Here is a 13,041-nt window from a genome sequence, read left to right as displayed (position 1 = left end):
CGGCCGCTTCGCGTAACCTTCGGGCCCTCGACAGGAGCGCCCCGCCATGCCCCGTGCCATCCAGTTCGCCGCCACCGGCGGCCCCGAAGTGATGCAACTCGTCGACGTGACCGTGGGCGACCCCGGTCCCGGCGAGATCCGCATCCGGCATCAGGCCTGCGGCCTGAACTTCATCGACGTCTATCACCGCACCGGGCTGTACCCGCTGACGCTGCCGCACGGCCTGGGCATGGAAGGCGCGGGCATCGTCGAGGCGGTGGGCGAGGGCGTCACCCACCTGCGGCCCGGCGACCGTGCCGCCTACGCCAGCAACCCGCCGGGCTCGTATAGCGAGGTGCGCGTGATGCCGGCCAAGACCGTGTGCCGCCTGCCCGAGGGCATCGGCTTCGACACCGCCGCGGGCATGATGCTCAAGGGCCTGACCGCGCAGTACCTGCTGAAGAAGACACTGCCCGTGGAAGGCCTCGAGCGCGGCGACTTCGTGCTGTGGCATGCCGCCGCCGGCGGCGTGGGCCTGATCGCCTGCCAGTGGGCCCGCGTGCTGGGCCTGCAGCTCATCGCCACCGCGGGCAGCCCCGAGAAGTGCCGCCTCGCGCTCGAGCATGGCGCCGCGCACGCGATCGACTACCGCAAGGAGAACTTCGTCGAGCGCGTCAAGGCGATCACCGGTGGCAAGGGCGTGAAGGTGGTGTACGACTCCGTCGGCAAGGACACCTTCGAGGGTTCGCTGGACTGCCTGCGGCCCTTCGGCCTGCTGGCGAGCTTCGGCAACGCCAGCGGCCCGGTGCCGCCGTTCGCGCCCGGCCTGCTCGGCCCCAAGGGCTCGCTCTACATGACGCGCGCCACGCTGTTCACGCACATCGCCACACGCGAGGCGACGCAGAAGATGGCCGACGACCTGTTCGCGGTGGTGGGCAGCGGCCAGGTGAAGATCCGCATCGACCAGCGCTACGACCTGGCCGACGTGGCCCAGGCCCACCGCGACCTCGAGGCGCGCAAGACCACCGGCTCCAGCGTGCTGATGCCCTAGCCGGGTCAGGCCTTCACCGCGCTGCGGTAGGCATGCCAGGTGGCGTGGCCGATCACCGGCCCCACCACCAGCAGCCCGGCGAACCAGGGCAGCATGGCGGCCACCACCAGCACGGTGATCAGCGCGCCCCACCACAGCATCACCCCAGTCTGCGTCAGCACCAGCCGCAGGCTGGTCAGGCCGGCGGTGATCGCGTCCACCGGTCGGTCCAGCAGCATCGGGATCGACACCACGCTGACCGAGAAGATCAGGCCCGCGAACACCGCGCCCACCGCGAGCCAGGCGACGATGAAGCCGAGGTTCTCCGGGTCCAGCAGGGCCGTCAGCGAGCCCTTCAGGTCGGGCATGCCGTCGAAGCTGACCGCGAACACCACCAGCGTGGCGCGGCCCCAGAGCATCTCCAGCACCAGCAGCACGAAGCCGAAGATCGCCAGCGGCCCGAGGCGCGACTCGAAGGCCAGCAGCGAGGCGCCGAAGTCCGGCTTCTCGCCGCGTTCGAGCGAGCGGCTCACGTGGTACAGGCCGAGGCACAGGAACGGGCCCATCAGCAGGAAGCCCGCCGCCAGCGCCATCACGTAGGCCGGCGCGCGCTCGTACACGCGCACCAGCGCCCAGCCCATCACCATGAAGGCGGCGCCGTAGAACAGGCCGATCGCCGGTGCGCGCAGGAAGTCGCGCAGGCCCGCGGCGAGCCAGCGCGGCGGATCGCCCCAGCGCAGGGTGGCGAGTTGCGGCGCGCTCGCGCGCTCGGCAGGCTGCTCTTGCGAAGGCGTCTCGGTCATCGTGTGCGCGCTCCCGGCGTGTCATCCCCTGTCGTCGTCGGCGTCCTGGCGCCGGCTGCGCCGCACCGAGCGCACGAGGCCGAACGCGCCCACCAGGGCGGCGACGAAGCCGAGCACGCCGAAGGCCGGCAGCCCGAACAGCATCGGGCCCGAGTCCACCGTCATCACGATCGACGACCCGACGATCAGCGCGGACGTCACCAGCGCCAGCGACAGGCGGCTGGCCGCGCGGTCGATCTGGTCGCCCACGCGCTTGAGGTGCGCCACCTCCAGGCCCACGTGGACGCGGCCGCGGCGCGCCGCGCGCAGCAGCCGCGTCAGGTCGCCCGGCAGCGAACCGGCCAGCGCCATGCCGCGCCGCAGCGAGCCCCAGGCGCGCAGCGCCAGGGCGCGCGGCTGCCAGCGTGATCGCACGGCCTGGCGCAGCAGCGGCAGCGCCTCGCTGGCCATGTGGAAGCCGGGGTCGAGGCCGCGGCCCATGCTCTCCAGCGAGACGAAGCACTTGATCAGCAGCGCCAGGTCCGACGGCAGCGCGAGGCGGTGCTCGCGCAGGATCGCGGTGGCGTCGGTGAGCATCTGGCCCAGGCTCAGATCGGCCAGCGGCGTGCCCTGGTACTGCTCGACGAAGGCCTCGATCTCGGTCTCGAGCCGGTTCAGGTCCGCACCCGGGTCGTCGCCGGTCCAGTCCAGCAGCACGTCGGCCACCGCCTGCGGCTCGTGCTGCACCAGGCCCAGCAGCAGCTGCAGCAGTTCGTCGCGGCGCTGCGGCGACAGGCGCCCGACCATGCCGAAGTCGATGAAGGCGAGCTGGTTGCCCGGCAGATAGAACACGTTGCCGGGGTGCGGGTCGGCATGGAAGAAGCCGTCCTGCACGATCATCTTCAGCACCGCCTGCGCGCCGCGCCGAGCCAGCAGCGCGCGGTCCAGGCCGGCGGCGTCCACCCGGGAGAGGTCCTCGCCCGGGATGCCGTCCACCAAGTCCTGCACGTTGACGCGGCTGTGCGTGTGGTCCCAGTGCACGCGCGGGATCCTCACGAAGCCCAGGGGCGCCAGGTTGGTCGCCACGCGCTCGGCGCTGCGGCACTCGGCGGCGAGGTCGAGCTCGCGGCGCAGCGATCGCGCGAACTCGCGCACCAGGCGCTGCGGCCCATAGGGCTTGAGCGCGGGCAGTTCGCTCTCGGCCAGTGCGGCCAGCCGCGCCAGCAGGCGCAGGTCGGCCTCCACCTTGGCCTCGATGCCGGGGCGGCGGATCTTCACCACCACCTCGGTGCCGTCGTGCAGCTGCGCACGGTGCACCTGCGCGATCGACGCGCCGGCCAGCGGCGTGGTGTCGAAACGGGCGAACACCTGTTCGGGCTCGCCGCCGAGGTCCTCGCGCAACTGCGCGCGCAAGGCTTCGAACGGCACCGCCGGCACCTGGCTGTGCAGTCGCGACAGCTCGGTGATCCATTCCGGCCCGAGCAGGTCGCTGCGGCCGGCCATCAGCTGGCCGAACTTGACGAAGGCCGGGCCCAGCTCCTCCAGGGCCATGCGCACCTGCACCGGCGGCTCCAGGCGCGCCAGCTCGGCGGCATGCTCCTGGTGCAGCGCATGCCCCGCGCGCTCGAGCGCGTCGGCCAGGCCCAGGCGGCGCACGGTGTCGCCCAGGCCATGGCGCACCAGCACGCCGGCAATCTCCTGCATGCGTCCGAGGTCGCGCGCCGTGCCGAGGGCCTGGATCAGCATGCGTCGAGTATGGCGCCGTGCGCAGCCCGCCCGGCGCGGGGAAACCTCAGATGACGTTGACCTCGCGCAAGGGCGCGTGGCGTGCCAGGCGGTCCGGCGCCAGCGGCGTCAGGTCGAGCGCGCCCCAGCGGCCGTCGGCGATCAGCGACGCGATGCCGCAGCCCACGCCCAGCGCATGCTGCATGCCGTGGCCCGAGAAGCCCGCCGCCACGAAGGCGTTGTCCCAGCCCGGCAGCGCGCCAACGAGGCCGTTGTGGTCGAAGGTGTTCATCTCGTAGTAGCCGGCCCAGGCCGAGCGCACGCGCAGGGCCTCGAACGCCGGGACGCGCGCGGCCAGCACCGGCCAGAGCCAGTCGTCGAACAGGCCGTGGTCGATCGCGTGCAGCGGCAGATCGTCAGTGTCGTCGCCGCGCGGCGGGCCGCCGGCGATGAAGCCGCGGCCCTCGGGCCGCAGCCAGGCGCCCGACGGGTCGATCACCAGCGGGCAGCCGGGCAGGGTGGCCGGCGAGTCGAGCACGAAGACATCGCGCTTGCGCGCATGCACCGGCAGCGCCACGCCCAGGGCGGCGGCCAGCGGCGACACCCAGGCCCCGGCGGCCAGCAGCACCCGGTCGGCACGGTGCATCCGGCCCGCCGTGTCGCGCACGCCGAGCACGCGGTCGCCCTGCGTGTCGAAGGCCACGGCTTCGGCATGCACGAAGCGCGCACCGTGCGCCTGCGCCTCGCGCCGCAGCGTCTGGTGCAGGGCCGGGCCGTCGAACCAGCCCTCGCCGCGGGCGCCCCATGAACCCAGCGCGATGCCGTCGAGAGACAGCCACGGCCAGCGCGCGCGCAGCTCGTCCGGGTCGAGCAGGCGCACGTCGGCGCCGGCGTCGCGCTGCATCGCCTGCAGCCCGGTGAGCGTGGCTGCGCCTTCGGCACCGACGAGGTACAGATAGCCCGCCTCGACGAAGCCCAGCTCGTCGGCCCAGGGCCGCATCAGCGCCAGGCTCGCCTGCGACAGCGCGATGTTCACCGGCGTGGAGAACTGCACCCGGATCGAGCTGGCCGACAGCGCGCTCGAAGCCACGGCATAGGTCGGGTCGCGCTCCAGCACCGTGACCGCGACGCCGTGGTCGCGCGCCAGGAAGCGGGCCGCCGATGCGCCCATCACCCCGCCGCCGACGATCACTACACTGCCCTGGCTCATGGAACTGCGAGTCTATTCAGCCGCCGAGGTGCATGCCGCGCTGCCGTGGGCGGCGCTGGCCGACGCGCTCGAAGCCGCCTTCGTGCGCGGCGACACCGAGGTGCCGCTGCGCCATGCCCACGCGCTGGGTGCCGCGGACACGCTGCTGCTGATGCCGGCCTGGGGTGCCGACGCCCTGGGCGTCAAGCTGGTGACGGTGATGCCGGGCGCGGCGGCGCTTGGGGCCGGCACGGTGCAGGCGTCGTACCTGCTGCTGGACCGCGCCACCGGCGTGCCGCGGGCGCTGCTGGACGGCGAGGCGCTGACGCTGCGTCGCACCGCGGCGGCATCGGCGCTGGCCGCACGCCATCTGGCGCCGCCGCGGGCCCGCCGCCTGCTGGTGGTGGGCACCGGCCGGCTGGCGCCCTGGATGGCACGGGCGCACCTGGCCCTGAACCCGTCGCTCACGGAGGTGGCCGTGTGGGGGCGCGACGGCGCGCGGGCGCAGGCCATGGTGCAGGCCCTGCGCACCGAAGGCATCGACGCCACGCTGGCCGAGGACCTGCCGCGTGCCGTGGCGGCGGCCCAGGTGGTGAGCTGCGCCACCACCTCGCACGAGCCGCTGGTGCGCGGCGCGTGGCTCGCGCCGCGCACGCACCTGGACCTCGTGGGCGGCTTCCGGCGCGACATGCGCGAGGTGGACGACGCCGCGGTGGCGCGGGCGCGCGTGGTGGTGGACACCTACGCCGGTGCGCTGGCCGAGGCCGGCGACCTGGTGCAGCCGATCGAGGCCGGCGTCGTGGGTCGCGGCCACGTGGTCGCCGACCTGGCCGAACTGCTGCGGGGCGACCGGCCCGGGCGCCTGCACGACGACGACGTGACCCTGTTCAAGTCCGTCGGCACCGCCCTCGAAGACCTGGCCGCCGCCCGGCTGGTGGCCGGCACCCCGACCTGACGCGCCCGTGGGGCGCGAAGCAGGGCTTGACAGGCTTCCATAATTCCATAAAACTAGAACCATGAACGAAACCGGTGCCGTCACCGCGCTCGCCGCGCTCGCCCAGCCGGCGCGCCTGCGCGTGTTCCGCGCCCTGGTGGGCGCCGGGCCCTCGGGCCTGACGCCCGGTGCACTGAGCGCGATGCTCGACGTGCCCGCCTCGACGCTGTCCTTCCACCTGAAGGAGCTGGTGCATGCCGGCCTGGTGAGCGTCGAGCGCGAAAGCCGCAACCTGCATTACCGCCCGGCGCTCGACCGCATGAACGAGCTGCTGGGCTTTCTCACCGACCACTGCTGCCAGGGCCAGTCCTGCTCGACCGGCGCTGCGCGGCGTTCCACCACCTGCTGAACCGGAGGCTTCATGAAGCGATTCCATGTCCACCTGCACGTCGACGACCTCGCCCGCAGCGTCGCGTTCTATTCGCAGCTGTTCGCGGCCCAGCCGGCCCGCGTCGAGGCCGACTACGCCAAGTGGATGCTCGACGACCCGGCGCTGAACTTCGCGATCTCCACGCGCGGCGCGGCCCCCGGCATCGATCACCTGGGTTTCCAGACCGACGAGCCGGCCGAACTCGCCGCGATGAAGGCGAGGGCCCAGGCGGCGGACATGGCGCTGGAGGACGAAGGCGCCACCACCTGCTGCTATGCCCGCAGCGACAAGCACTGGGTGACGGACCCGCAGGGCATCGCCTGGGAGCACTTCCACACGCTGGGCGACATCCCGGTGTTCAGCGAAGGCCGGAAGGCCGACGCATCGGCGGCCTGCTGTGCGCCGTCGGCCACGTTGTCGGAGGCTGCGGCCGAGCCCGCGGGCTGCTGCGCCCCCACCGCACGCGGCAAGCCGATCGGCGTGCCGGTCAAGGCTTCTTCCGCCTGCTGCTGACGTTCGAGCACGGCCCGGGCGGCCGTGTCGGCGTCTGTCACGGTTCTGCCATCCATCATTTCTACACTGATGGAATGATCGTTTTGTCTTCCAGGGAGTACTCGTCGTGAGGGTCGGCATCAATGGCATGGGGCGCATCGGCCGACTGGCCCTGCGGGCGGCGCTGGGGGCGGCGGAGCGTCCGGCCGACGATCCCCGAGGCGCGAACCGGCTCGACGTGGTGCACCTGAACGAACTGAAGGGCGGGGCCGCCGCGACCGCACACCTGCTGGAGTTCGACAGCGTGCAGGGCCGCTGGCGCAGCCGCATCGCGGCCGAAGGCGACAGCGTGATCCGGATCGACGACCGGCGACTGGGCTTCACGTCCCATGGGACGGCGGCACAGATTCCCTGGGGCGATCTCGGCGTGGACCTCGTGCTCGAGTGCACCGGCAAGTTCCTGACCCCTGAAACGCTGCAGGGCCATCTGGACCGTGGTGCCCGACGCGTCATCGTGGCTGCCCCGGTGAAGGTCGGCGACGTGTTGAACATCGTGGTCGGCGTCAACGAGCATCTCTACGAGCCTGCCCGGCACCGCATCGTGACAGCCGCTTCGTGCACCACCAACTGCCTCGCGCCGGTGGTCAAGGTCGTGCATGAGTCGCTGGGCATCCGCCATGGCCAGATCACCACCATCCACGATCCGACCAACACGAACCTGATGGTGGATGCACCGCACAAGGACCTTCGGCGGGCCCGCAGCGCGATGCTCAGTCTGGCGCCGACGACGACTGGAAGCGCCACCGCGATCGCGCTGATCTATCCGGAGCTCAAGGGCAAGCTCAACGGACATGCGGTGCGTGCCCCGGTGCTCAACGCGTCGCTCACCGACTGCGTCTTCGAACTCAGGCGCGAGACCTCGGCCGAAGAAGTCAATGCGCTGTTCGCCCAGGCTGCGCGCGGGTCGCTGGCCGGCATCCTCGGCTACGAGGATCGGCCCCTGGTCAGCGCCGACTATGCGCGCGACACGCGCAGTTCGATCGTCGATGCCCTGTCGACCATGGTCACCGACGGCACCCTGCTGAAGGTCTACGCCTGGTACGACAACGAGATGGGCTACGCGTGCCGGATGGTCGACCTGGCCGCGCACCTGCAGCGCCAGGGGATCTGAGCCGCTCATGAGCGCCAGCCAGTTGCCAGGGCCGGTCTTGGGGCAGGGGGCGCGCCACTACGCCATCGTGACGGCGGCGTACTGGGGCTTCACCCTCAGCGACGGCGCGCTGCGCATGCTGGTGCTGCTGCACTTCTACCGCCTCGGCTACTCGCCGTTCACGCTGGCCTTCCTGTTCCTCCTGTACGAGGCCATGGGCATCGTGGCCAACCTGATCGGCGGCTGGCTGGCCACGCGCTATGGCATCAAGCGCATGCTGGCCGTCGGCCTGTTCACCGAGATCGCCGGGTTCCTGCTCATGTCGGCGCTGTCGCCGACCTGGTCGGCCGCGCTGGCAGTGGCCTGGGTGGTGGCTGCACAGGGTGTCTGCGGCGTGGCCAAGGACCTGACCAAGACCGCCAGCAAGTCGGCCATCAAGGCCACGGCGGGCGAGGCTTCGGGCCGGCTGTTCAAGTGGGTCGCCTTCTTCACCGGCAGCAAGAACGCGATGAAGGGCATCGGCTTCTTCCTCGGCGGGCTGCTGCTGCAGGCCGTGGGCTTCCAGGCGGCGCTGTGGATGATGGCGGGGGCGCTGGCGATCGTGCTCGTCGGCGTGATCGCCTTCGTTCCGCCGCTGATGGGGCGCAGCAAGGCCTCGAAGTCGGCGAAGGAACTGTTCGCGAAGAACCGCGGCATCAACCTGCTGGCTGCCGCCCGGGTGGCGCTGTTCGGTGCTCGCGACGTGTGGTTCGTCGTCGGCGTGCCGGTGTTCCTGTATGCCTCGGGCTGGACCTTCACCATGGTCAGCGGCTTCGTCGCGCTGTGGACGATCGGCTATGGCGTGGTGCAGGCGGCCGCGCCGGCCATCGTGCGCCGCAGCGATGACGGACTCAGCGCCGAGGTGCCGGCGGCGCGGCTTTGGTCGGCGCTGCTGGCGGTCATACCTTTCGGACTGGCCGTGCTCGTCGCCATGAAGGTGTCCCACCTCGAATGGGTCGTCGTCGCCGGACTCGGCCTGTTCGGCGTCGCCTTCGCCGTGAACTCGTCGGTGCACTCGTATCTGGTGCTGGCCTATGCCGGTTCGGAGAAGGCCGCCGAGGACGTGGGCTTCTACTACGCAGCCAATGCCCTGGGGCGATTCATCGGCACGCTGTTGTCGGGCCTGCTGTACCAGTGGGGCGGGCTGCTGTATGCGCTGATCGGGTCGTCCGTCATGCTTGTCGCGTGCTGGCTCGTCACCCTGGCGCTGCCGGCTGCAGGGATCGCGGCGCCCGCCCGGACCGAGCGCAGGCTGGCGGCATGAGCCCGATGCAAGAGAAGGCCGCCGTCCGTTCGCTGGGCGCCCTGGCCCATGAAGTTCGCCTGCGCATCTTTCGTGTCGCGGTCGGGGTCGGGCCGGCGGGCACGACGCCCGGCTCGATCGCCCAGGACCTGTCGCTGTCACCGTCGACCGTGTCGTTCCACGTGAAGGAACTCCTGCACGCCGGCTTGCTGACGCAGGAGCGCGACGGCCGCTTCCTGATCTACCGCCCGAACATCGTTGCGATGAACGACTTGCTTGCCTACCTGTCTGCGCATTGCTGCCACGCCGTCCGCTGCGAGTCGACGGCGTCCACAGCCGGCGCTGACTGCACCACGTGCCCAACCACTCCCAATCCCGCATCGGAGCCCGCATGAGCGACAAGGTCTACAACGCACTCTTCGTTTGCACCCACAACTCGGCCAGATCGATCATGGCCGAGGGCCTCCTCAACAGTCTCGGCCGGGGACGTTTTCGCGCGTACTCGGCCGGCAGTCATCCGGGTTCGATCGTCAACCCCCTGGCGTTGAGGACGCTGGCCGAGATGCACATCCCCAACGAGGGTTTTCGCAGCAAGGACTGGAACGAGTTCGCTCAGCCGCAGGCTCCTCAACTCGACTTCGTCTTCACCGTCTGCGACAAGGCGGCCGGCGAAACCTGCCCGGTCTGGCCGGGCCAGCCCATGACCGCGCACTGGGGCGTCGCCGACCCGGCCGCCTTCGAGGGGACCGACGCGCAGAAGGCCCAGATGTTCTGGGACACGGCGGTGATCCTCAAGCGCCGCATCGAACTCATGCTGGCGCTGCCGATGGCGTCCCTGGACCGGATGGCCCTGCAGCGCGAGATCCGCGACATCGGCCAGCGGTAGGCCGATGCAGGCACGCCCCACCGATGCGCCGGCCGCGACGCCGGCACCGATGAACGCCTTCGAGCGCTACCTCACGGTCTGGGTGTTCCTGTGCATCGTCGTCGGCATCGCGCTGGGTCAATGGCTGCCCGGACCGGTGCGCGCCATCGGCGCCATGGAGTTCGCGCAGGTCAACCTGCCGGTGGGCCTGCTCATCTGGGTGATGGTCATCCCGATGCTGCTGAAGGTGGACTTCGGCGCGCTGCACCAGGTGCGGCGCCATTGGCGTGGCATCGGCATCACGCTGTTCGTCAACTGGGCCGTCAAGCCGTTCTCGATGGCGCTGCTGGCCTGGGTGTTCGTGCGCCAGGTGTTCGCGCCCTGGCTGCCCGCCGACCAGATCGACAGTTACGTCGCCGGGCTGATCCTGCTGGCGGCCGCGCCCTGCACCGCGATGGTCTTCGTCTGGAGCCGGCTGACGCAGGGCGATCCGCTGTTCACGCTCAGCCAGGTCGCGCTCAACGACACCATCATGGTGTTCGCCTTCGCGCCCATCGTCGCGCTGCTGCTCGGGCTGTCGTCGATCGTGGTGCCCTGGGCCACGCTGCTGACGTCGGTGGTGCTGTACATCGTGATCCCGGTGCTCGTGGCGCAGGCCTGGCGCCGCGGGCTGCTGGCCCGCGGCCCCGGCGCGCTGGAAGCGGCGCTTGCGCGCATCGGGCCGTGGTCGATCGCGGCGCTGCTGGCCACGCTGGTGCTGCTGTTCGCCTTCCAGGGCGAGGCGATCCTCGCGCAGCCGCTGGTGATCGCGCTGCTGGCGGTGCCGATCCTGATCCAGGTTTTCTTCAACTCGGCGCTGGCGTACTGGCTCAACCGCCGCGCCGGCGAGTCGCACGCCGTGGCCTGCCCGTCGGCGCTCATCGGCGCCAGCAACTTCTTCGAGCTGGCGGTGGCCGCGGCGATCAGCCTGTTCGGCTTCGAGTCGGGTGCCGCACTGGCCACCGTGGTGGGCGTGCTGATCGAGGTGCCGGTGATGCTGCTGGTGGTGCGGTGGGTCAACCGCAGCCGCGGCTGGTACGAGGCCGGGCGTCCCGCCGCGAAGGCATGATCATGGGATGTCCGAACCCGACCTCCAGTCCATCGACGCCCTGACCCGGCTCGCGCTGGCCGACCCGCCGGCGCGCCCGCGGGTGGTGATCGACACCGACGCAGCCAACGAGATCGACGACCAGTTCGTGCTCGCCTGGGCACTGGGCGTGCCCGAGCGGATCGACCTGCAGGCGGTGTATGCGGCGCCGTTCAGCTTCGCGCACCGGCGCGCCGCGCAGCCGCATCGCGCGTTCTCCGACCTGCGCCCCTTTGCGCCCCCGGCCGAGGGCATGCAACGCAGCTTCGAGGAGATCCTGCGCGTGTTCGGTCACTGCGGCACGCCGGCGCAAGGGCGCGTGTTCGCCGGTTCGGCCGGCTACCTGCCCGGCCCCGGGCAGCCGCTGGACAGCGACGCGGCGCGCGACCTCGTGGCGCGGGCGCGTGCCACGCCCGAGGGAGAGCGCCTGTACGTGCTGGCACTGGGATGCCCCACGAACGTGGCCGCCGCCCTGCTGCTGGACCCCGCCATCGCCGGTCGCATCGTCGTGGTGTGGACCAGCGGCTACCCGTCGCATGCGCCGCATGGAAACCAGTCGTTCAACCTGGAGCAGGACCTGCCCGCCACACGGCATCTGATGGACTGTGGCGTGCCGCTGGTCTACCTGCCGGGCTTCCAGGTCGGTGCGCAGTTGCGGCTGTCGCTGCCCGAGGTGGAGCAGTGGGTGCGCGGGCGCGGCGCCATCGGCGACTACCTGCACCATCTGTTCACCCACAACCCGCTGTGGGAGCTGCACGGCATCGACAGCTTCCGCGCCCACTCGTGGGTGATCTGGGACGCGATCTGTCTGGCCTGGCTGCTGGAACCGTCGCTGGTGCCCACGTTCTGGGCCCGCACGCCGCGCCTGGGCCGCGATCTTCGCTGGCAGCCCGGCGACGCCACGCGCGCCTGGATGCGCGAGGGCTACGCGGTGCGACGCGACGCGGTGTTCGCCGCGATGTTCGACGCCTTCGATGCCATGTCCCGGTCGAGCGCATCGGCCTCGTCGCACACCCGGTCGATCCCGTCGCGCGACAGGTAGTGGTCGACCCGGTCGCGCACGTGCGCGACCAGCGCCGCTTCCGACAGGGCGGCTGACCAATCCTCGCCGCCTTGCTGCGGCGTGGCGGGAGGGCGGTCGGACAAGGCGCGCCACTTGGCGCACCAGGTCACCGACCACAGCCACATCGCGCGGCGCAGCGGCACGATCCAGGCCCGCTCGGCGGCGTCGGCGCCCACGCTTTCGCACCACTGGTCGCAGGCCGACGCGACTTCGGCCGTCGACAGCACGGCGTGGCTGGCGACATCCCAGGTCGTCGACGTGTACAGCGTCGCGTGGGCGAGGTCCACGGCCGGGTGGCCGTAGCGGGCCTTTTCCAGGTCCACCAGCCAGGCACGGCCCTGCGCGTCCACGACGAAGTTGCCGGGATGACCGTCGAAGGCGATCAGCGACGTCCGCGGCCGACCCTCGGCGGCGCAGCGACGCGCCAGCCCGTCGCGCTCGGCGTCGATGCGTGCGCGTGCGGCGGGCGCCAGGCCGGCACGGTCCAGGTGCACGGCCTGGGCCTCGATCTCGTCGCGCAGGGCCCGCAGCGGGTCGATGGGGCTTGGCAGCGGCGCGCGCGCCTGCATCGCCGGCAGGGGCAGCCGATGGATCGCGGCCAGCGCGTCCACCAACGCAGGCAGGTCCGCGGGCAGCCGCGCCGGGCGGCCAACGATCTCGTCCACCAGCAGGGCGCCGTGGGGCAGGGCTAGTGACGGCGCCAGCGTCCCGTGCAGGCGTGGCGACCGGCCGCCCGCCTGGGCGCGCGCGAAGCACGCCGCTTCGTAGCCCAGGTGGGCGTCCGGTGGCAGGCCGACCTGGCTCTGCTTGGGCACGCGCGCCAGCCAGCCGGTGCCCGGAATGCGCAGGTGCCAGTGGGCCAGCCCGGTGTCCGCCAGGGCTTCGAGACGGGCCTGCGCGGCGCACAGTCCCTCGCGATGCAGGGCATCGGCCACGGCTCGGGCCAGGCGGTCGAGTTGAGGATCGGTCACGGGATCGGCAAGGCTCATCGTCG

At 71.6% G+C, this 13,041-nt stretch carries 14 protein-coding genes; 10 read left to right on the top strand and 4 right to left on the bottom strand.

All coding sequences use genetic code 11. The annotated features are described in order from the left end of the window. Positions 1-46: 46 nt before the first annotated feature. Positions 47-1,030, top strand: coding sequence for a quinone oxidoreductase family protein (locus tag AC2EAQ_RS04440; protein ID WP_484640569.1), 984 nt, complete (start codon positions 47-49; stop codon positions 1,028-1,030). 5 nt (positions 1,031-1,035) lie between these two features. On the opposite strand, the gene AC2EAQ_RS04435 is transcribed toward AC2EAQ_RS04440, so the two are convergent. The 3 genes from AC2EAQ_RS04435 to AC2EAQ_RS04425 are packed head-to-tail and all read right to left on the bottom strand — an operon-like array spanning position 1,036 to position 4,726. Then, positions 1,036-1,812 (bottom strand): DUF2189 domain-containing protein, encoded by a 777-nt coding sequence (locus tag AC2EAQ_RS04435; RefSeq protein ID WP_484640567.1) that lies wholly within the window; start codon positions 1,810-1,812, stop codon positions 1,036-1,038. 21 nt (positions 1,813-1,833) lie between these two features. Continuing rightward, complete coding sequence (locus AC2EAQ_RS04430; protein WP_484640566.1) at positions 1,834-3,537, bottom strand: ABC1 kinase family protein; 1,704 nt, start codon at positions 3,535-3,537, stop codon at positions 1,834-1,836. Positions 3,538-3,583: 46 nt separating this feature from the next. Then, a complete protein-coding gene (locus tag AC2EAQ_RS04425; RefSeq protein ID WP_484640565.1) occupies positions 3,584-4,726 on the bottom strand; it encodes an NAD(P)/FAD-dependent oxidoreductase in 1,143 nt (380 codons plus the stop codon). Here AC2EAQ_RS04425 and lhpI point away from each other — a divergent pair. From lhpI to AC2EAQ_RS04380, 9 genes are all read left to right on the top strand, one after another. Continuing rightward, on the top strand, positions 4,725-5,660 hold the full coding sequence (gene lhpI / locus AC2EAQ_RS04420; protein ID WP_484640564.1) for a bifunctional Delta(1)-pyrroline-2-carboxylate/Delta(1)-piperideine-2-carboxylate reductase: 936 nt from the start codon (positions 4,725-4,727) through the stop codon (positions 5,658-5,660). The two genes, AC2EAQ_RS04425 and lhpI, sit on opposite strands and share 2 nt — an antisense overlap. Before the next feature lie 61 nt (positions 5,661-5,721). After that, on the top strand, positions 5,722-6,048 hold the full coding sequence (locus tag AC2EAQ_RS04415) for an ArsR/SmtB family transcription factor (RefSeq protein WP_484640563.1): 327 nt from the start codon (positions 5,722-5,724) through the stop codon (positions 6,046-6,048). Between the two features lie 12 nt (positions 6,049-6,060). Then, positions 6,061-6,582: an ArsI/CadI family heavy metal resistance metalloenzyme gene (locus tag AC2EAQ_RS04410; RefSeq protein WP_484640562.1), complete on the top strand. Its 522-nt coding sequence runs from the start codon at positions 6,061-6,063 to the stop codon at positions 6,580-6,582. A 106-nt stretch (positions 6,583-6,688) separates the two neighbouring features. Continuing rightward, a complete protein-coding gene (locus AC2EAQ_RS04405) occupies positions 6,689-7,732 on the top strand; it encodes an ArsJ-associated glyceraldehyde-3-phosphate dehydrogenase (RefSeq protein ID WP_484640561.1) in 1,044 nt (347 codons plus the stop codon). Positions 7,733-7,739: 7 nt separating this feature from the next. Further along, positions 7,740-9,014, top strand: coding sequence for an organoarsenical effux MFS transporter ArsJ (arsJ, locus tag AC2EAQ_RS04400; protein ID WP_484640560.1), 1,275 nt, complete (start codon positions 7,740-7,742; stop codon positions 9,012-9,014). Beyond that, positions 9,011-9,388 (top strand): ArsR/SmtB family transcription factor, encoded by a 378-nt coding sequence (locus AC2EAQ_RS04395; RefSeq protein ID WP_484640559.1) that lies wholly within the window; start codon positions 9,011-9,013, stop codon positions 9,386-9,388. The genes arsJ and AC2EAQ_RS04395 overlap by 4 nt, the downstream gene beginning before the upstream one ends. Further along, positions 9,385-9,879, top strand: coding sequence for an arsenate reductase ArsC (locus AC2EAQ_RS04390; RefSeq protein ID WP_484640558.1), 495 nt, complete (start codon positions 9,385-9,387; stop codon positions 9,877-9,879). The genes AC2EAQ_RS04395 and AC2EAQ_RS04390 overlap by 4 nt, the downstream gene beginning before the upstream one ends. A 4-nt stretch (positions 9,880-9,883) precedes the next feature. Then, positions 9,884-10,966, top strand: a complete 1,083-nt coding sequence (gene arsB / locus AC2EAQ_RS04385; RefSeq protein WP_484640557.1) for an ACR3 family arsenite efflux transporter — start codon at positions 9,884-9,886, stop codon at positions 10,964-10,966. A gap of 7 nt (positions 10,967-10,973) precedes the next feature. Next, entirely contained in the window at positions 10,974-12,026 is a 1,053-nt protein-coding gene (locus tag AC2EAQ_RS04380) for a nucleoside hydrolase (RefSeq protein ID WP_484640555.1), read from the top strand. On the opposite strand, the gene AC2EAQ_RS04375 is transcribed toward AC2EAQ_RS04380, so the two are convergent. Next, on the bottom strand, positions 11,909-13,036 hold the full coding sequence (locus tag AC2EAQ_RS04375) for a phosphotransferase family protein (RefSeq protein WP_484640554.1): 1,128 nt from the start codon (positions 13,034-13,036) through the stop codon (positions 11,909-11,911). The two genes, AC2EAQ_RS04380 and AC2EAQ_RS04375, sit on opposite strands and share 118 nt — an antisense overlap. Positions 13,037-13,041: the final 5 nt, after the last annotated feature.

The organism is Aquabacterium sp. T101 (genome assembly GCF_057219775.1).
This window is presented reverse-complemented; position numbering and strand designations above follow the sequence as displayed.

What these genes read in the sequence shown, in the direction of transcription:
- AC2EAQ_RS04440 (WP_484640569.1), top strand. Translation starts at nt 47, where the DNA reads ATGCCCCGTGCCATCCAGTTCGCCGCCACCGGCGGCCCCGAAGTGATG.
- AC2EAQ_RS04435 (WP_484640567.1), bottom strand. Translation starts at nt 1,812, where the DNA reads ATGACCGAGACGCCTTCGCAAGAGCAGCCTGCCGAGCGCGCGAGCGCG.
- AC2EAQ_RS04430 (WP_484640566.1), bottom strand. Translation starts at nt 3,537, where the DNA reads ATGCTGATCCAGGCCCTCGGCACGGCGCGCGACCTCGGACGCATGCAG.
- lhpI (WP_484640564.1), top strand. Translation starts at nt 4,725, where the DNA reads ATGGAACTGCGAGTCTATTCAGCCGCCGAGGTGCATGCCGCGCTGCCG.
- AC2EAQ_RS04425 (WP_484640565.1), bottom strand. Translation starts at nt 4,726, where the DNA reads ATGAGCCAGGGCAGTGTAGTGATCGTCGGCGGCGGGGTGATGGGCGCA.
- AC2EAQ_RS04415 (WP_484640563.1), top strand. Translation starts at nt 5,722, where the DNA reads ATGAACGAAACCGGTGCCGTCACCGCGCTCGCCGCGCTCGCCCAGCCG.
- AC2EAQ_RS04410 (WP_484640562.1), top strand. Translation starts at nt 6,061, where the DNA reads ATGAAGCGATTCCATGTCCACCTGCACGTCGACGACCTCGCCCGCAGC.
- arsJ (WP_484640560.1), top strand. Translation starts at nt 7,740, where the DNA reads ATGAGCGCCAGCCAGTTGCCAGGGCCGGTCTTGGGGCAGGGGGCGCGC.
- AC2EAQ_RS04395 (WP_484640559.1), top strand. Translation starts at nt 9,011, where the DNA reads ATGAGCCCGATGCAAGAGAAGGCCGCCGTCCGTTCGCTGGGCGCCCTG.
- AC2EAQ_RS04390 (WP_484640558.1), top strand. Translation starts at nt 9,385, where the DNA reads ATGAGCGACAAGGTCTACAACGCACTCTTCGTTTGCACCCACAACTCG.
- arsB (WP_484640557.1), top strand. Translation starts at nt 9,884, where the DNA reads ATGCAGGCACGCCCCACCGATGCGCCGGCCGCGACGCCGGCACCGATG.
- AC2EAQ_RS04380 (WP_484640555.1), top strand. Translation starts at nt 10,974, where the DNA reads ATGTCCGAACCCGACCTCCAGTCCATCGACGCCCTGACCCGGCTCGCG.
- AC2EAQ_RS04375 (WP_484640554.1), bottom strand. Translation starts at nt 13,036, where the DNA reads ATGAGCCTTGCCGATCCCGTGACCGATCCTCAACTCGACCGCCTGGCC.